This is a genomic window from Actinacidiphila sp. bgisy167 (assembly GCF_057707665.1).
This window is the reverse complement of the sequence record NZ_JBYIQP010000080.1, coordinates 1-16,197: the sequence shown is the minus strand read 5'-3', so window position 1 is coordinate 16,197 and position 16,197 is coordinate 1. Positions and strand designations below refer to the sequence as shown.

The window sequence follows — 16,197 nt, the reverse complement described above, 5'->3', positions numbered from 1 at the left end:
CGGTCGGCGACCACATACGGGCTCGGCGGCAACGGCCGCAGCGCGGCACTGCCGCGGGCAGCGCGGACGCCGATCATTTCACCGTGGGTGTGGCGGGCGCGGGGTCGTTAAGTCCGATCTTCCCTGGTTCGTGATCTCTCGATCGTGGTACTGATCCTCGTCCGGGCCGACTCGATTAGAGGACCCGTCCCTCGTGATCATCGACACCCAGTCCGTGCGCGCGGCCGCCGGCGTTCCGAGGACCACGACGGGACTGGACGCCAACAAGAGGATGTCGGGCCGCAAGCGGGGACTGGCCGTCGACGTTCTGGGGCTGATCATCGGCGTCGTCGTGCTCGCCGCATCCGCCCACGACAACGCCGCCGGCACCGCCCTGCTCGACCAGGCGGCCGAGCGGTGCGGAATGCGCCTGGAGAAGCCCTGGTGGACCAAGGCTTCAAGGACGAGGTTCTCATCCACGGTGCCCTGCTGGACATCGACGTCGAGGTCGTCCGCCGCAACCCGGCTGACCAGGGCAAAGGCTTCGTCCCGCAGCCCAAGCGGTGGATCGTGGAGCAGGTCAACAGCACATTGATGCTGCACCGGCGCCTCGCCCGTGAGTACGACCACCGGCCCGACACCTCCACCTCGCGCGTCTACTGGGCCTCGATCGCGAACATGGCCCGCCACCTCACCACACCGAGTCCGGCCTGGCGCGACACCCTCGAGCTGGCCGCGTGAACGTCATCGAGCTCCTGGCCGACCTCCAGGCCCAGCACGACAAGACCGCCGCCCGGGCCGGTGAACTGCGCGCACAGATGCAGCACTTGACCGCCGCCCTAACCGAGGTCGAAGCTCGACTCGCGGACCTGGCCACCACCCGGCAGGTCATCGCCGAACTGGCACCGGCTGGAGGCCAACCCGTACCGCCCGAGACGAACACCGCCTACCAGGCCATCGTGAACGCCTTCAACCAGCACCCCGACCAAGAGTTCCGAGCCCGTGAGCTGCACGAACTCCTCGGCATGCCCACCGACGAGGCATCCGTCAACATCACCCGCAGCCGTCTCGGACGCCTCACCCGCCAAGGCTTCCTCACCCAGCCCGGACGAGGCCGCTACCAGAAGCGGACTTACGACCTCTCAGGTGAACGCGTTCACGGTTGGATGGGCTCTGCCGGGGGCCGGGCGGGGTCATAGTGAGTGCGGGCGAAGGCATCGTCGGCGCTGTGGACAACATCGGGCTGCGGGGGTGCCGGCCACACGCTCAAGGAATGCTCCTCAACCGGGTCGTCGCCCTCATGCCCCTCGCCCCCATCTCGTCCACGTGCCTGAACGCGGACGCGATACCAGCCCTGGCCGGCGCTCGCGAAGTTCCCCGCCTCCTCCTCCACATCACCACCCCACCGGAACAGTCGCAGGTTTCCGCTTGTGCTGTAGATACTCACGTCGACTGCGGTCTCCCACTCCAGCCCGGGCGGAGGAGGTTCCTCTGCGCGCTGCTCGGTAGTGAGGCGGATCCAGCCGGTGTGCGTACCAGTGAACACCGTGAGGTGTTCCGGGCCTCCAGCTGCCAGGCTATTGCCCTCAAAGATCCGCCCGACCGTGTCGGCGTCGTCGTAAACAGTGAGGAAGTCGTCGCCCTGCAGGTAGTACTGGCAGTACGAGACAAACATGCGATCCGAAGTCCACCGTGTGTAGTTCACTCACCGGATCATGCCCTGCCCCACTGACACCCTTCGAACAGCCCTACAAAGATGAGCTCCGGCTACGAAAATCTTGCCAGAGCCACTTCAAGCCGTACGCCGACAACCGCTGGCCCGCCAGATCGCCACCCTCGGCGCGGTGGTCCTGGTACCCGACTGGCGTTAGGACCGGCCCGCCGGCGGCCGCGGCCACCTCACCGGATCCCTGCGCTTCGCTCGTGACCACGGGCAAGTCCTGACCGGCAGTCCGGAGCAGTCGGCCCCGGCTGACCGCCCCAAGTGCGACGCCGGAGAGGCCGAGTCGCCTGCGCCAGGGCAGCCGTTCCTCGGGCCAGCTGCGGGTCAGTTGTTTCCGGCGCAGCCTGCGTGGCCGCAGCCGCCGCAGAAGCCGCCGTTGCCACAGTCGCAGGAGCAGCGTCCCGGGCGGCGGGCCCGGAACGGGTTGCTGGTGGCCGGTCCGGGGTCGCGCGGGACGGGCATCTCGAGCTGGTTCCGGGGTGGGGGGCGGTGCGCTGTGCGGCGTCGGCGAGGAAGCCTGTCTGGGTGTTGGGCGCCTTGGAGATGCCGATATCGCGGGCAGGAACCGGCGCCGAGGATGCCAATGGTCCCGGTTGGCCTTCCGATGTATTTGGGGCGGCACCTTGCCGACAAACGGCAGCTGGAGACCGGAGCCCTTGAGGGGCAATGGGTGTGGTGCCGCGTTCCGTCGGCTCGGTGTCGGCTCCCTCGAACGGGCGAACACCTGCCCATCCGCGCGACACCATGCCGACGACCGCGCCCCATTCGGGCTAACGCCGGTCGGCATCGTGAATGCCTTGGTCGTCGGCATTTTCAGCGTCGCACAACAGTCCGGGTCCAGGTTGACAGCCGGTCCAGGACCTGCAGGCCGTTCCCGCAGTGTGCGGAGATGCTGGCGGCCAGGAGGTACGAGGTGGCTTCGGCGACCGTGCGGGCGAGGGCGGTCAGGCCCCGGCTGGTGCTTGCTGTCGCCGCTACGTCCTGGGGTGCGCGGCCCAGGAGTTCGCCGGCTGCGGCGGCGAAGGCGAGGGTGTAGGCGCCTTCGAGGACTTGGTGGGCGAGGTGGCGCTGGTTGTTGTTGGTCGTTATCAGGCGGGTCCTTCCGGTGGGGTTCCGACTCGGGTTCCTTCTTGGGCGGGGAACGCGGGGCCCGGTGACGGCGGGCCCCGCGAGGGTGCTGAGTTCAGGGGCCGTAGGGGCAGGTCGGGTACTCGTGGCCTTCGTCGGTGGGGAAGGTGTCTGGGAGGTCGTTGGGGTGGGTGGCCGGGGAGGCGAGGTGGGTGCCGAGGTCGGCGAGGTGGCGGATGAAGGCGAGGGGGACCTGGCCTGCGCAGTGGGGGCAGGGGCCGAGAAGTTCGAAAGGGTCGGCTTCGTAAACCGGGAAGCGGGCCAGGAACACGTACCGCTGGCCGGTGTCGGGGCAGGTGGCGGTGGCCAGGAGCGGTTCGCCGGGGGTGGTGCGGCGGCGTAGCCAGTCGGGTTCGGTGGTGATGTCGTCGAGGGGGAGGCCGAGGATGGCGGCGAGGCGGAGGGCGATGCGGGCGTGTTCGGCGCCCCGGTACGGGCCGTGGGGGTGGGTGGCGGCGGTGCGTTGGATGAACACGGCGGCGGCGTGGGCGCGTTCGGCGAGCGAGGTCATGTCGGGGTCTCCGTTTCTGGTGCGGGGCTCGTCCCGCGGGGGCCGCCCCCGGCCGGGGGGCGGGGGGCGGCCGGTGTGGTTCAGGTGGTGCTGAGGGCGGTGGTGGCTGCCTGGGCGATGGCGGTGACGGCTTGGGCGGGGTCGGTGAGTTCGAGGAGGGTGACGCCGGGGAGGGGGCGCGGGTCGGGGGCGAAGGCGAGCCACAGGACCGCGCATCCGGCGTCGCGGAGGGCGGCGATGCGGGCAGTGGCGGGGGCGGTCTCGGTACGGCGGTAGTAGCCGTCGGAGGCGATGACCAGCAGGCGTCCTGCACCGGGTCGGGTGAGGTCGACGCCCGCCTCGAGGGCGTCGATGGCGTCGGCGAGGCTGTGTCCGAAACCCGTCGCGCGGAACTCGGTGACACGGGCGGGGGCGCGGCCGGGGTGGGTGATGGCGGTCAGGGTGTGGTCGTAGGCGAGGGTGGCGCTGCGGGAGTCGGGGTCGGTGTGGGCGGTGGCCTGGGCGAGGATCCAGGCAGCGGAGGCGATGGGGGCGGTGGCTTCGCGCATAGAGCCGGAGACGTCGACGGCGATGCCGACGCGCAGGGGCGGGGTGGGCTGGGCGCGGTGGATGGTGCGGGTGAAGGGGGTCGCGGTGGGGGTGGCGCCTGCTGCGATTTGTGCGTCACGGGCCAGGGCTTGGCGCATGTTGAGACGTCCGGGCGGAACCTGGGCGGCGGTAACGGTGAGAACCGGTTCGCGGTAGGCGGCCGCCCGCAGGGCCCGGGCGAGCAGCCGGGCGCCGGTCTTTTCTTCGCGGGTGGGAAGGCGGGTGCCCACCAGCGGGGACCGGACCGGTCCGGTACTGGTGGCGGGGTGGGGGTTGTAGGGGCGGGCGCCGGGGGTGAAGACCTTCGCGGCCGTGGCGGCTGCCTTCCGGGCGTGGGCGGCGCGCGCGGCGCGGGCCGCCGTCGCTTTCGCGCGGGTGGTGGCCTGTTCGGTTTCGGCGGTCGCAACCTGTCCGGTGACGGTGCCGACAGCTTCAGCGAGTTCGCCGCCCCGCACCGTGCTGGTGGGTGGGGGTACAGGGCGGTTCGGGTCGGTGCCGAGGACCTGGCACCAGGCGCGGGCGTGCTCGAGCATGGCGTGGGTGTCGTGGTCGCCGGTGCGGTGGGCGGCGTTCCAGATCGCCGCCAACGTGGCCAGCAGATCGGGGCCGACTCTGCACGCGGGAGGCTTGAAGCGGGACAGGGGGGGAGAATTACTGGAATTCTCGGGAATTCACGACGTATTTCGAGGTGGAATTACGGCGACGCGACGCAAGGCGTCGTGGTTACCGCCGGGCACGACCGGTTCGCAGGCGCCTACCCACCCGTACCCGCCGCGCCGCGTACGGGGATTCGCATGCATGCGCGAACGGTCACCGCCCGAACACGGCACCGCCGGGACACGGCGGCACCAACGGCTACGCCTGCGTAGCGCCGCCCCAGCTCGTGGCGGGGCGCCGGTTGCACGGTCAGCCGATGCCTGCCCTGATGGTCAGCCGGCCAACGTGATGTGAGGCAGGTCGTAGTCGTGAGTAGACGTCAGAGACGGAAGGGGACGACTGCGTACGCGGACACGACGAGGTGCAGCGGGCAGGCGGGGCGGGCCGGCGGTGTTGGGGGATCGGGATGCGTTGCTGCACCGATATACAGTCGGCCTCGCCCGGGGGTGGCCCGTAGGGCCTGTGGCCTGCGGTTTCGGTCCGGGTGGGGGTGTCGCATCCAAGAACGTACCCGGAAACGGGCGCAGGAGCGACGGTGGATGCGACGGGGCAAACGCCAACGGCCCTTCGCGCCGACAGGGGCGGCTCGAAGGGCCGTTGGGCTGGGGGTTTACCGGATCTTGCGGGTGGTGTGCGCGGTCCGGGTGGTAATGAGGGCGCAGGTGGCCGGCTCGGGTTCGAGGCCGAGTTCGGCAAGGTGGCGTTGCAGGCGGGTGAAGGTGTGCCGAGCGGCGTCGTGGCGGCCGACCGCTTGGTAGAGGCGGATGGCGTGCTGGGCAAGGCGCTCGTGGTCGGGGTGAATCGCGGCGAGGTGTTCGAGCAGAGTCAGGGCGGTGTCACGTTCGCGGGGCGGGGCGTCAGGGCGTTCGGCGTGACGGGCTGCGCGGAGGACGGCGTCGGTGGCCTGGGTCGCGAGGTGTTCGCGCAGGGTGTCGGCCCACAGGTAGTCGCTGCCGCGTGCGAACGGGCCTCGGTAGTGGGACAGCGCATCACTTACGGCGGACAGCGTCTCTTCGTGCGTCGCGTCCTTTCCGGCCGGCGCGAAGGCGTTTTTCAGGGCTCGGGCGAAATCGGCGAGGTCGGTTTCCACGAGGTCGGGGTGGAGTTTGTGGAGTTCTCCTTGGAGGAGGATGAATTCTTGTGCGGTGATTCCGGTGGCGGCGCGTAGTGCGCGGCGGACGGCGCGGCGAAGGTTTTTCAGGGCGTTGGAGTCGGTGCCGGGTTCGAGGTGGAGTTTGTCGGCGATGTCGGAGGCGAGGAGTCCGGTGGGGTGGGCGGCGAGGAGGGCGAGGAATTCGCGGACTTCGCTGCGGAGGTTGGTGCCGATGGGGTCGGTGTGGCCGCGGGCATAGAGGGTGATCGTCCCCAGGACGTTCAGCCGCACGGGCTTGCTCTGCGCGCGGTGGAGCGCGCTGGTGGCCTGAGGGAGGGTTGCGGCTGCCGTCCTTTCGGGCCCAGACCCTGGCGGTGAAGCCGGGGGTGGTGGGGGTGGGGTGTTGCCGCCTGCGGCGGGCGGGGAAGCCGGCGACGGCGGTGTGTCGTGCTCGGGGTCGGGGTCGGACTGGTCGGTTCGGGTGCGGGGGGCGGGCAAGGCGCGCAGGCGGGGGCGTTCGCCGTGGGCGGTGAGCAGGACGTTGGTGAAGTCGCGTCCACCGTCGAGGGTGAGATGGAACAGGCGGAGCGGGCGGCCTTGGAGGCGGGTGGTGGTGCCGTCGGCGGCGATGTGCCAGGGCTCGGCGCCGGGCAGCGCCGCGGCGAGGGTGAGGACGATGAGCGTGTCGGGGCGGCTGCGGGCTGCGAGGGCTTGGAGTTGCCCGGCGTGGGCGGCGTCGGGGGTGGCGAGCAACACCAGGGTGCCGGGACCGGGTTGTGGCGGGGCGTCGGGGTTACCGGGGTCGATGTCATGGTCGTCGCGGGCGCGGGCCTGGGTGATCAGGTGCTGTTCGGCGCGGCGGATCGCGCGGGACAGGTCGGCGGCTTGGGTGAGGGCGGTGAACTGCTCCGGGAGTCCGGGAAGGAGGGTGTCGGCGAGGTCTACCGGGACGACGGCGTGGACGTGCCGGGGCTGGGGACGGCGGCGTTCAGCGGCGGTGAGGATGCCGACGAGGAGGGCGCGGGCGGCGTTTTCGGCGCCGGGGCCGGTCCAGGTGCAGCCGCCGGGAGCGGCCAGTTCCTCGAGGGGCACTTCGTGGCCGTCGCGGGTGCCGAGGGTGACGCTGCCCGGAGCTTGGGGTGGTGGGGGCGGGGTGCGGCGGGTGACCAGGGCGTCGGGGTCGTGCGGTGGGCGGGGCCGGGTGGCGGCGTGGGCAGCTTGGGCGGCCCGGTCGAGGTGGTGGCTGAGGGTGGGTGGCTCTGCCTGCAGGTTCGGGTTGCGGCGGCGGCGCTGGTGCCAGTTCCAGTAGCGGCGCGCGGCCAGTAGTCCGGCCGCGGCGGTGATGCCGATCAGGCCGGCGTCGCCGAGGCTGATCGAGGGCGAGGCTGCAACGGCGTGAGCCGCGCGGGGAGCGGCCTGTTCCCGGGCGTGGGTCCGTGACGGCGTATGGTCTGCGCCGCTGTCGGGCGAGGGCGCCGACTTCGGGGGTGAGGCGGGCGGCGCTTCCTTTGTCGGTTGTGCGGGTTTCGAAAGCGGCGCCGGAGGCTCTGCGGCCTGGGCGACGGGGATGGTCAGGCGCCAGCCGGGTCGGATCAGGTCCGGGTCGGTCAGGCGGTATCCGTCGTCCTGGACGCGGTCCTTGTTCAGCGCGTAGATGCGGGGCCAGGTGAGCGCGTCGCCCATGTGCGCGTGGGCGACGTCCCACAGGGTGTCGCCGGCGACGACCGTGTACTCGACGTGCCGAACGGCCTGTGCCTGCTCGGCCATCGGCTTCGCCTGGCTCGTCTCGGTCGCGGCGAGAATCGCGGGTGCCAGGCGCGTCGTGGGGGCTGGGGCGGGCACGGGGTTTTGGGGTGCGGTCGCGGCGAGCGGCGGCCGGGCCTGTTCGGGGAGGACACGTTGCTGGGCGGTGGCGGTCTGGGGCCGCCATACGGTGAGCAGAGCGACGGCCAGGGTGCCGATGCACAGCGCGGCCAGGGAGCCCTTCACGCTCAGGGAAGCGACGTGCTCGTGGTGAGCGTGCCGGTCGCGCAGCAGGCGCGGCAGGTGGGTGGCGTACCAGGCGGTTTCGCGGAGGATGGTGGAGGCGAAGGCGGCCCAGCACGCCCAGCCGATGAGGGCGAGCAGGTCGATTATGAGCGGGTCGCTGATCGGCTGGGTGAGGCGGGTGGCGGCGTCGCTGAGGGAGGTGACGTGCTCGGGCCAGGGGATGCCGGTGGCCTGCCACAGGATGTACGGCATGCCGGCGAGCGCGGTGAGGGTGACGGTGAGGGTGACGGCCGCGGTGGCGGCTGCGGCGAGGCGCCGGCGGAGCTGGGGAGGATGGTTCATCGCGGCCTTCGCTCTCCTCGGGCCGGTTGCGGACGCTCTTACGGGCGGGTGGTGCGCTGGGCGTGGGCGGTGCCGGTGGCGTGGACGGTGAGGGTGCGCAGGCCGACTAGTTGCAGGATCTGTGTGGGCTGGCGGTGCGTGACCTCAACGGTGACGGCGTCTGCCTGGACGTGGGCGGTGCCGGTGTCGCCGGTGGCGGCGACGTGGTGGCGGGCGGCGGCTGCGGCCCGGGCGGTCTGGAGCCGAACCTCGTCCGCAGAGCGGAGGCGGGCGATGTCGAGTTGCTGGGCTCCGGTGCGGGCGGCTTCCTGGGCGACGTCCAGGGCTTGAGCCTTGGCGGCGAGGGCGAGGCCGCCGTCGACGACGATGCCGGCGAACAGCCACAGCGCGGCCAGGACGCCGACGACGAATGCCGTGGCCTGCCCGCGGTCATCGACTGCCGCCGCGCGCATCTGTGTTCGCAGTAGGAGCACGATGCGGTCCCGAGCGCGTACGGTCATGGTGTGCTCCGGTAGGTGTCGACGACGGAGAAGGCCGTATCGCTCAGCCGTACGTGTCCGGGCAGGCCGGTGCCGGCGAGCCGGTCCAGGTCGGTGGTGCAGGTGAGCGTGGCGGACACGGTGCCCCCGGGTTTGAGGCCGCCGGTGGCCAGGCGCACGCTCGGGTTCTGGCAGGAGGCTCCGGCCTCGCGCAGGGCCACGGCCGCGGCATGCTCGGCTTGGGCTCGGGCCTGGCTCGGGGTGCGGGCCAAGGACGCGGCGCGGGCGGCCTGGTGGGCGGCGTCGGCAACGATCAGGCGGGTGTCGGCGAGCCGGCCGAGCGCCACCACGACGAGGAGGAGCAGGACCAGTAGCGGGGTGACGAGGACCAGCTCCACCGCTGCCGAACCGTCATCCCCCCGTCGGCGCCTGCGGCGTGCTCGGGTGGTCATGGGCGGTCTCCGGTGGGGGTGGTGAGGCGTTCGGTGGGTCCGGAGGCCGTGCCGGAGGCGTGCAGGACCAGTCCCGGCACGGGCAGGACCCGCATCACGGTGCCGCTGACCCGCACCGTGGTCTGCTCGCGGGTCCGCTCGACGGCCACCGTCGGGGAGGCCAGGACGCGGCTGCCGAGCGCGGCAAGACTGCGCCGCGCCCGGGCCTGGCCGTCCGCCGTGGTGCCGTCCTCGGCGCGGGCCGCGGCCAGGGCCCGCTCCGCGGCGAACTGGGCGATGTGCCGGGCGTGCCAGGCCAGCGCGAACTGCACCGTCAGCAAGGCGATCAGCAGCAGTGCGGGGAGGACGAGGACCAGTTGAGTCGTGGCGGAGCCGCGGTCGTCGTCCACCGGCCTGCGCAACGCGAGGAGTGCGGCGGTCACGGTCAGCCCAGGTCGATGCTGTTCGCCTTGGCGGTGACCTTGGCGACGACGATGCCGACGACCGTCAGCGCAAGGATCACCAGCAGGGCGGTGACGACCATGGTCTCGGTGGTGTAGCCGGCATCCGAGCGGGCGCGGCGGCGCAGGTCGGCCAGGCGTGCGTGCAGCAAGGCGGTCAGGGTCTGGAAGTGCGGCATGCGGAGTGCTCATTTCTCGAAGTCGGGTAGCGGACGCAGTTCTGGATGCCCGCGGGGGCGGGGTGTTCAGCCCATGGCGATGACGTGGGCGAGGGCCGGGTAGCCGATGAGGAGGAGGAACGCGGCGAACAGGCCGACCACGGGCAGCGACATCCGTTCAGTGGCGGCCTGGGCGGCGCCGTCGGCTTCGGCGACGCGGCGGCGGCGCATGGCGCGCGCCTTGGCGGTGAGCGACCCGCGGATCCGGGCGCCTTCGCTGCCGGCCAGGGTGAGGGTGGCGGCGAGTTCGGTCAGGTCGGAGACGGCCAGGGTCCGTCCGAGGTCGCCGAAGTGGGACCAGGGGCTGGTCCGGGTGAGCTCGGCGATGTGCAGGGCGTGCCGGAGCCGGGTGCCGGCCCAGCCGGCGGGGGCGGCGACGGCCTGGGTGAGGGCCTGCTGGACGCCGGCGCCGCCGGCGAGGGCGATGACGGCCAGGTCGAGGACGAGGCTGAGGGTGTGGCGCATCTCGCGGCGGCGGCGTGCGGCCTTGCGGCGCAGGTCCAGGTCTGGGGCGAAGAACAGCAGCACGGCCAGGGAGAGGGAGCCGGCCAGCGGCATCCACCACCCGGCCTGGATGCCGGCGCCCGCTCGCAGGAGGAGGGCTGCCGTCCAGGGGGTGAGGAGTCCGGCGGTGGCGCAGACGGCCTTGCCGGCCAGGTGCTGTTCCTCGTCGGTGCCGCAGACGGCCAGGTCCGCGCGCAGGGACGCGTTGGGGAAGCCGAGGGCCCGCACTGCGGGTACGGCGCCTCGGCCCAGGCGGGTCGCCCACTCCCCCTCACCCCGCCCGGCGGCCGACGGCGGGTCGGGTTGCGGGGTGGGGGCGTTGAGAGCGGCCAGGACGTCGGCGAGGGCCGGGCGGGGCGGGCGCAGCCCGTAGACAAGCCCGGTCGCGCCGGCGCCGAACAGTGCGCCGAGCAGCATCACGATCACCGCACACCTCCCGGTTCGGTGCCCGCTTCGGTGGTGGGGGGAAGGAGGCGGACCGGCTCCTCGATACGGCCGATCATGCTCAGGTAGGCGAAGCTGATCGCGAACAGGGCGCCGATGACGGCGAGCAGGGCTTGTCCGGTCAGGGTGTCGAACGGGTCGAGGTAGGGGCGGTTGAAGACCACCAGGCCGACGGCCATGCCCAGGGTGACGGCGACGGTGACGCGGATGCCGGTGCGGACGCTGGCGCGTCCGGCGTCGATGCGCTGCCGCATCGCGACCTGTTCTCGCACCGAGTCCGCGAGTTCCCCCAGCAGCGGGGCAAGGTGGGCGGCCTGCTGCTCGGCGGCCATCACCAGCGCCGCCACCACCACATCCGCCAGGGGGTCGTCGACGTCGTGGGCGAAGCCACGCAGTGCCGCCGGCAGCGGACGCCCGCTGCGGACGGCGGTGGCCAAGCGGTGCAGTTCGGGTTCGAGGGCGGCCGGGGCGGTGTCGGCGCTGGCGAGTACTGCCTGCTCCAGGCCGGCCGCGGCGGAGAGGGTGTCGCGGAGCATCTCCGTCCACAGGGCCAGCGCCTCCATCCGCTCCGTGCGACGGGCCGCCTCGCGGTCCGGACCCAGCAGCCCGGGCAGGGTGAGCAGGGCGACCGCGGTCAACACCGCCGCCACCGGCCACCCCGTGAGTGCGCCGACGACCGTGCCCGCCACCACGGCGACCGCGGTCCGGCGGCCGGTCCAGGCCACAGGCAACCGTGCGGCCAGCCTCCGCCGCACCCCGATGTCGCGGGCGTGGACGGTGCGGCGCACAGCGCCGTAGGTGATCGCGACCAGGCCGCAGCCGAACACGGCCCCGCACACCATCGCCACTGCGGTGATCGCCGCTTTCAGCGTGGTCATGCCGCACCACCCCACCACCGGCCGCCACCGGCCGTATCGTGCGTGTCCGGCTGGCCGATGCTCTCGGTGTCGAGTCCGGCCGCGACCAGATCGGCCAGGGTTTCGGTGCGCACGGGTGTGGCGGGCACGGCCCGCCCGTCGGGGCCGGGCCGGTAGACCTCGTTGGACACGATCTGCGCCCCGTCGGCGTCGACTACCTCGCGGACGGAGTCCACGGCCCTGCGCCCGCCGGCGTCCCAGCCCAGGTGGACGACGAAGTGGACCGCGGAGGCCACCATCAGGTTCGTCGCTTCCAGTGTGAGCCGCTCCGGTGCCTGTGCCGCATAGGCGGCGAGTTTCGTGAACACCCCGCGCGAGGTGGAGGCGTGGATCGTCGAGAGTGACCCGTCGTTGCCTTGCGACATCGCGTTGCACATCGGGATCACCTCAGGGCCGCGGATCTCGCCGACGATCACCCGGTCCGGGGACATGCGCAGCCCCCACCGCACCAGCTCCGCCTGATCGATCCCGCCCCGGCCTTCGATGTTCGGCTCACGCGCCTGCATCGCGACCACGTTCGGGTGCGCCACCGCGTCGGTGTCCAGGCCGAGTTCGAAGGTGTCTTCGATCGTCACCAACCGCTCCGCCGGGGGGATCTCGTGGGCGAAGGCCCGCAGCACCGTGGTCTTCCCGACGTTCGTGCCGCCGCCGATGACGATGTTCTTCCGCGCCCGCACCAGCGCCCGCAAAAACCCGGCGAGCTGTTCGTCGCACACCCCCAGCCGCACCAGCTCCGCCATGGACGCGGCCGGGAACCGGTGGCGGCGGATCGTCAGCGACACCCGGCCGGTCACCGCCATCACCGCGAACAACCGCGACCCGTCGGGCATCTGCAGGTTCAACCGCGGCATCCCCCGGTCGAAGCGCCGCTCCTCGCCGCCCGCGCGGGCGGCGAGGGTGCGGACCAGCTCCACCAGCTCCTCATCCGAACCGGCCACCGGCTCCTCCTGGCGCCACCGGCCCGCCGCGTCCTTCACCCACACCACATCGCAGCCGTTGACGCAGATGTTCTCCAACGACCCGTCGGCCAGCAGCCGCTCCAGCCCACCGGTGCCTAGCAGCGCGTCCCGCACCGCGCGCGCGATCCGCTCCTCCGCCCCCGCATCCAGCACGCCCCGCCCGGCGGCCAAGGCCTCGCGCCGCTGAACCCCCAGTTCCTCGGCCAGCAGCCGCTCTACGGTCGCCCGCCGCCCCGGCTCGTCCTCCGCCGGCAACCCGGCCCGCTCCCGCTCACCGGCATAAGCCGCCAACCGGGCCGTGATCCGCTGCCGCACCACCCCCGCCAACTCCCGCTCACCACCGCCAGGCCCAGCCTGAGGCGGCACCACCTGCCCACTCACACTCATGCCCCGTCCTCCTCCACACGCGCTACGCTCACCAGCCCGCCCGCACCCGCGTGCGGCGTCCCGGTCTCCTCGTCCTCCGGCGCCGGTCCGGCCACCTGGCGGGCCAGCAGCCGCGCCGCGGTCATCAACCGCGGCGGCCGGAACCCGTCCGTACGCACGGCAGCAGACCGGGGACCACTCATCGCGGCCACGCACCTGGCGTCCCACGGCAGGAACAGCACCCGCTCGACGCCGAGCGTCGACGCGATCTCCTGCGCCGGATAGGGGCACGGCCCGACCACCACCAGCACCAGCCGCCCGCCGACAGCGGCGTCCAGCCCACATGCAGGCACATGGGCCAACGCCTCCGCACCGCCCCGCGTCACGAGCACCACCCGATCGGCCACCGAAAGCAGCGGCTCCACGTCATCAGTCAGGCGCCCGACGTCCAGCAGCACCGTGTCCCGATCGCGCTCACTGCCCCGCAACACCCCGATACCGCCAGCCAGCAGCCGCACCGCCTCCCGGCACGGACCACGCCCCGGAACCCCCGGCACCACCCGCACCCCGAACGGCAACTCGTGCACCGCCGCCAACACCGAACCCGGATACGACTGCCCCGCCACCGCGGCAACATCCAGCAGCGACGGCGTCGTCGGCAACCCGAAACGCATCATCACGTCACCACCGGACGGGTCCCCCTCCACCACCACCGGCCGCACCCCGCCATCCGCGTCCGGCGGCCACGCCGCAGCCGCTGCCAGCGCGGTCGTCGTCACCCCCGGCGCGCCCGCGACCGACCCCAGCACCACCAGCCGCCTCACGGGATCTCACGCCCCGACGCCGGCAGCACCACGACCCGCGGATGCTCCAGCCTCGCCGCACGCCCCGCAGCACCGGTCTCCACCAGCACCGTCACCACCTGCGGGCCACCGGCAGACTCCGCAGCCCGCACCCCCGCCACTGTCCCCACCACCGGCGACGGCACACTCCCCTCGGCCCCCTCCGCAGCCAGGCCGTCCCCCGACGGTCCGGCGAACACCGCGACCCGCTGGCCACGCGACAACTCCGGCGGCACACCCCCGGCCTCCACGGCCAACGGCACCTGCGAGAACCCCGACGGCGGAAACCCTGCGCTGCGCCCCACCTGCCCCGGCGCCAGCAGCGACCCCGCCACCAGCGGAACCCGCACCCGATGCCCCAGCACCGACCCGCGCTCCGCGACCCGGACCACCCCGGTCTCCGCCGCCACCTCCACCACCCGCAGATCACCCGGCGCCAGCACATGACCGACCGGCACATCACGGGCCAGGACCAGCACCTCGTCCCGCTCCCCCACCACCTGCGCGACCAACGTGAACCCGACCGCAGAGACGACCACCGCCCCCAGACCAGCCCACACCCAGCCCAGTTGGCGCCGACGGGCGCCCGTCACCGGCGGCTTCGCCCCCGGCCCCGCTCCCCGCGTCCGCGGAACCTGCCCACCGGCACCCGCACGAGCCGAAAAAGACAAGGAGGTACCCACAATCCACCTCGCATCACAGAGACTTACCCGATCAACGCCCGCCCCCGGGACGGACACTTACAGCCGTCAGCGCGTCACGACGGCCTGCACCTCATCCACGACCAGCCGCCGCGAAGCCCGCGTCGTCAACCCCGGCACCACACCCGACCGGCCGCCGCCCCGCCACTCCACGTCCCACACCACCCGCACCGACACCCGATACGCCCCACCCGGTGGCGACGCCCGTTGATAGATGTGACCGCAATCCGGAGACGACGCCTCTGCCCGAAACCGCGACGAATACGGCGTCCCGGGACCCCGGCACACCACCGACGCCCCGTCCCCTGTCGACCACACCGCCTGCCGCGGGCGGGCCACAGCCGTCACCGTGACACCCGGCACCGATGCAGTCGTCGTGACCTTCTTCCAACCGCCCTTCTCCACCCACATCCAGGTCGGCACGTGCACGACCTGAACCCAGTCCTCATCGGGGCTTGTCCGGATCACCGGTTCCGGCAGCACCAGCTCTCGTACGGCTTGCTGCGCCAGTGCTTCCGGATCCGGCTTCGGTGCCTGGCTGTTCTTCCTTGGCTTGGGGGTCTCCGCGTCGAAGCGGGGCAGGATCCCCATACCGTCACCCAGGTCGAAGTCCCACCCAGTCGACTTGGCCGTCGGCGGCCCTGCCGGGCCTCTGCCGCTCGGCAGTGCCGCCCGCCGCGACATCGGTTTTCCCGGCCGCACCGGACGCGACGCACGGGCTTTGCTCCGCGCGCCCACACCACACCGGCCCGGCCGACACTTCACTCCAGTACCGAAGTTCAGTCCCTCGTCGCCCTCGTCCGCGCGGCTGGTGGTAGACAGCGGGCCCAGCAGGCAGAGCACTACGGCAGCGACGAGCAGCATCTGCGGAACTGTCGGTAGACGCGCTACTCCAAGCATGTGCCCACGTCCTCCCAGTAGAGGTCGGACACCCTCCACTGCCCGTCGGACGTACGGGTCACGGTGGCCTCAGCAAGCCGATGGCCGCCGCCTCCAGTGCTGGCCGAGCTTCCCGGTTTCGCCTGGACCCAGTGAGAGCCGTCGATGCAATCGCGCAGCTCCACCTTGGTCCGGCTCGACTTGGTCACGTGAGGGTCGACGACCACCGATCCCTTGATCGTCACACCCGCCTCGTGCGCCCCGCTCATGACGTGCTCCAGCAGCGCAAGCGCGCCCGCTTCGGCGTGGTCGTCAAGCCGGGGATGCTTCGGATCCGCGGTCAGAGCAGCTGCCTCGGCGTCCTTCCACATAGCCCGGTAGGCCTCAAGGGCCGCCGCCGACTTCGTGGCCGTTGTCGGAGAAGTCGCTGTCGCACGAGTTCCCTCCGGTAGAGGCCTGGCGCCTGAGGGACTGTCGGCGCAGCCGGCCAGCAGCGTTCCTGCGAGCACCGCACCTGTCAGGATCGCGCCGCGTCCTCGTCGGATCCCCACCGTCCCCCACCTTCCGTCACCTTTCACACCTGCATGAACACTCTCGGTTGTCATACGCGGCTGGAGTTACCCGGCATAACGCCGACCAATCGCATCAGGAGGGGTGAATTCCGCTCACTGTCCGGCGCGTGTCACTCATGCGAGGGACACGCGCCGAGATCAACGGAGCAGGGTCGTCGGGAGCGCCACCCACGCTGACTTGGTTCTTTTCCCTCTGTGGAACCCCCACGCTCCATTGCTCAGTTCGTGAACGATGTGCAGGCCGCGTCCACGCTCCGACAGCAGCGCGCACAGCGCCGTGAGTCCGGCGCCGCGGTGCTCGTCGGTCGGAGTGAACGGTGCCGAAGCCGGAAGTGCGGGAATCTCCGGGATGCGTGGATCATGGTCCTCCACCTCGCAGATGACCTCCGTGGCCGTGCGACGCAGCGGGAGTAT

At 72.1% G+C, this 16,197-nt stretch carries 17 protein-coding genes and 1 pseudogene; 2 read left to right on the top strand and 16 right to left on the bottom strand.

Features of this window, described 5'->3' with window-relative positions; translation table 11 throughout:
• Positions 1-172 precede the first annotated feature (172 nt).
• Both AC3ET4_RS24945 and AC3ET4_RS24940 read left to right on the top strand, forming a co-directional pair.
• Positions 173-720: pseudogene (locus AC3ET4_RS24945) on the top strand (transposase); the annotation flags it as partial.
• On the top strand, positions 717-1,178 hold the full coding sequence (locus AC3ET4_RS24940) for a hypothetical protein (protein WP_431953100.1): 462 nt from the start codon (positions 717-719) through the stop codon (positions 1,176-1,178). The pseudogene AC3ET4_RS24945 and the gene AC3ET4_RS24940, both read left to right, overlap by 4 nt.
• Here AC3ET4_RS24940 and AC3ET4_RS24935 read toward each other — a convergent pair.
• From AC3ET4_RS24935 to AC3ET4_RS24860, 16 genes are all read right to left on the bottom strand, one after another.
• On the bottom strand, positions 1,136-1,684 hold the full coding sequence (locus AC3ET4_RS24935) for a hypothetical protein (RefSeq protein ID WP_431953098.1): 549 nt from the start codon (positions 1,682-1,684) through the stop codon (positions 1,136-1,138). The two genes, AC3ET4_RS24940 and AC3ET4_RS24935, sit on opposite strands and share 43 nt — an antisense overlap.
• Positions 1,685-2,885: 1,201 nt before the next feature.
• The gene (locus tag AC3ET4_RS24930; protein ID WP_431953096.1) at positions 2,886-3,341 is read right to left on the bottom strand and encodes a hypothetical protein; all 456 of its coding nucleotides are present in this window, start codon (positions 3,339-3,341) and stop codon (positions 2,886-2,888) included.
• A gap of 80 nt (positions 3,342-3,421) precedes the next feature.
• Positions 3,422-4,516, bottom strand: a complete 1,095-nt coding sequence (locus AC3ET4_RS24925; protein WP_431953094.1) for a VWA domain-containing protein — start codon at positions 4,514-4,516, stop codon at positions 3,422-3,424.
• A 680-nt stretch (positions 4,517-5,196) separates the two neighbouring features.
• Positions 5,197-8,010: an AfsR/SARP family transcriptional regulator gene (locus AC3ET4_RS24920; RefSeq protein WP_431953092.1), complete on the bottom strand. Its 2,814-nt coding sequence runs from the start codon at positions 8,008-8,010 to the stop codon at positions 5,197-5,199.
• A gap of 38 nt (positions 8,011-8,048) precedes the next feature.
• Positions 8,049-8,510 carry a pilus assembly protein TadG-related protein gene (locus AC3ET4_RS24915; RefSeq protein ID WP_431953090.1) on the bottom strand — a complete coding sequence of 154 codons (462 nt, stop codon included), beginning with the start codon at positions 8,508-8,510 and terminating at the stop codon, positions 8,049-8,051.
• On the bottom strand, positions 8,507-8,887 hold the full coding sequence (locus tag AC3ET4_RS24910; RefSeq protein ID WP_431953128.1) for a TadE/TadG family type IV pilus assembly protein: 381 nt from the start codon (positions 8,885-8,887) through the stop codon (positions 8,507-8,509). Before AC3ET4_RS24910 ends, AC3ET4_RS24915 begins: the two co-directional genes overlap by 4 nt.
• Positions 8,888-8,937: 50 nt before the next feature.
• A complete protein-coding gene (locus AC3ET4_RS24905) occupies positions 8,938-9,363 on the bottom strand; it encodes a TadE/TadG family type IV pilus assembly protein (protein WP_431953088.1) in 426 nt (141 codons plus the stop codon).
• 2 nt (positions 9,364-9,365) lie between these two features.
• Positions 9,366-9,560, bottom strand: a complete 195-nt coding sequence (locus tag AC3ET4_RS24900) for a hypothetical protein (protein ID WP_431953086.1) — start codon at positions 9,558-9,560, stop codon at positions 9,366-9,368.
• 66 nt (positions 9,561-9,626) lie between these two features.
• Complete coding sequence (locus AC3ET4_RS24895) at positions 9,627-10,529, bottom strand: type II secretion system F family protein (RefSeq protein ID WP_431953084.1); 903 nt, start codon at positions 10,527-10,529, stop codon at positions 9,627-9,629.
• Positions 10,526-11,425, bottom strand: a complete 900-nt coding sequence (locus AC3ET4_RS24890; protein WP_431953082.1) for a type II secretion system F family protein — start codon at positions 11,423-11,425, stop codon at positions 10,526-10,528. Before AC3ET4_RS24890 ends, AC3ET4_RS24895 begins: the two co-directional genes overlap by 4 nt.
• On the bottom strand, positions 11,422-12,810 hold the full coding sequence (locus tag AC3ET4_RS24885) for a TadA family conjugal transfer-associated ATPase (RefSeq protein ID WP_431953080.1): 1,389 nt from the start codon (positions 12,808-12,810) through the stop codon (positions 11,422-11,424). The genes AC3ET4_RS24890 and AC3ET4_RS24885 overlap by 4 nt, the downstream gene beginning before the upstream one ends.
• Positions 12,807-13,613 carry a MinD/ParA family ATP-binding protein gene (locus AC3ET4_RS24880; RefSeq protein WP_431953078.1) on the bottom strand — a complete coding sequence of 269 codons (807 nt, stop codon included), beginning with the start codon at positions 13,611-13,613 and terminating at the stop codon, positions 12,807-12,809. Before AC3ET4_RS24880 ends, AC3ET4_RS24885 begins: the two co-directional genes overlap by 4 nt.
• On the bottom strand, positions 13,610-14,224 hold the full coding sequence (locus AC3ET4_RS24875; RefSeq protein WP_431953076.1) for an SAF domain-containing protein: 615 nt from the start codon (positions 14,222-14,224) through the stop codon (positions 13,610-13,612). The genes AC3ET4_RS24880 and AC3ET4_RS24875 overlap by 4 nt, the downstream gene beginning before the upstream one ends.
• 156 nt (positions 14,225-14,380) lie before the next feature.
• Positions 14,381-15,196, bottom strand: a complete 816-nt coding sequence (locus AC3ET4_RS24870; RefSeq protein ID WP_431953074.1) for a hypothetical protein — start codon at positions 15,194-15,196, stop codon at positions 14,381-14,383.
• A 23-nt stretch (positions 15,197-15,219) separates the two neighbouring features.
• Positions 15,220-15,480, bottom strand: a complete 261-nt coding sequence (locus AC3ET4_RS24865; RefSeq protein WP_431953072.1) for a hypothetical protein — start codon at positions 15,478-15,480, stop codon at positions 15,220-15,222.
• Between the two features lie 441 nt (positions 15,481-15,921).
• On the bottom strand, positions 15,922-16,197 hold a 276-nt coding region (locus AC3ET4_RS24860; protein ID WP_431953071.1), incomplete at its 5' end, for an ATP-binding protein.

Bases quoted from the DNA above. Each gene is read 5' to 3' on its own strand.
- AC3ET4_RS24915 (WP_431953090.1), bottom strand. From the start codon at position 8,510: ATGACCGTACGCGCTCGGGACCGCATCGTGCTCCTACTGCGAACACAG.
- AC3ET4_RS24900 (WP_431953086.1), bottom strand. From the start codon at position 9,560: ATGCCGCACTTCCAGACCCTGACCGCCTTGCTGCACGCACGCCTGGCC.
- AC3ET4_RS24930 (WP_431953096.1), bottom strand. From the start codon at position 3,341: ATGACCTCGCTCGCCGAACGCGCCCACGCCGCCGCCGTGTTCATCCAA.
- AC3ET4_RS24890 (WP_431953082.1), bottom strand. From the start codon at position 11,425: ATGACCACGCTGAAAGCGGCGATCACCGCAGTGGCGATGGTGTGCGGG.
- AC3ET4_RS24865 (WP_431953072.1), bottom strand. From the start codon at position 15,480: ATGAGCGGGGCGCACGAGGCGGGTGTGACGATCAAGGGATCGGTGGTC.
- AC3ET4_RS24885 (WP_431953080.1), bottom strand. From the start codon at position 12,810: ATGAGTGTGAGTGGGCAGGTGGTGCCGCCTCAGGCTGGGCCTGGCGGT.
- AC3ET4_RS24870 (WP_431953074.1), bottom strand. From the start codon at position 15,196: ATGCTGCTCGTCGCTGCCGTAGTGCTCTGCCTGCTGGGCCCGCTGTCT.
- AC3ET4_RS24920 (WP_431953092.1), bottom strand. From the start codon at position 8,010: ATGAACCATCCTCCCCAGCTCCGCCGGCGCCTCGCCGCAGCCGCCACC.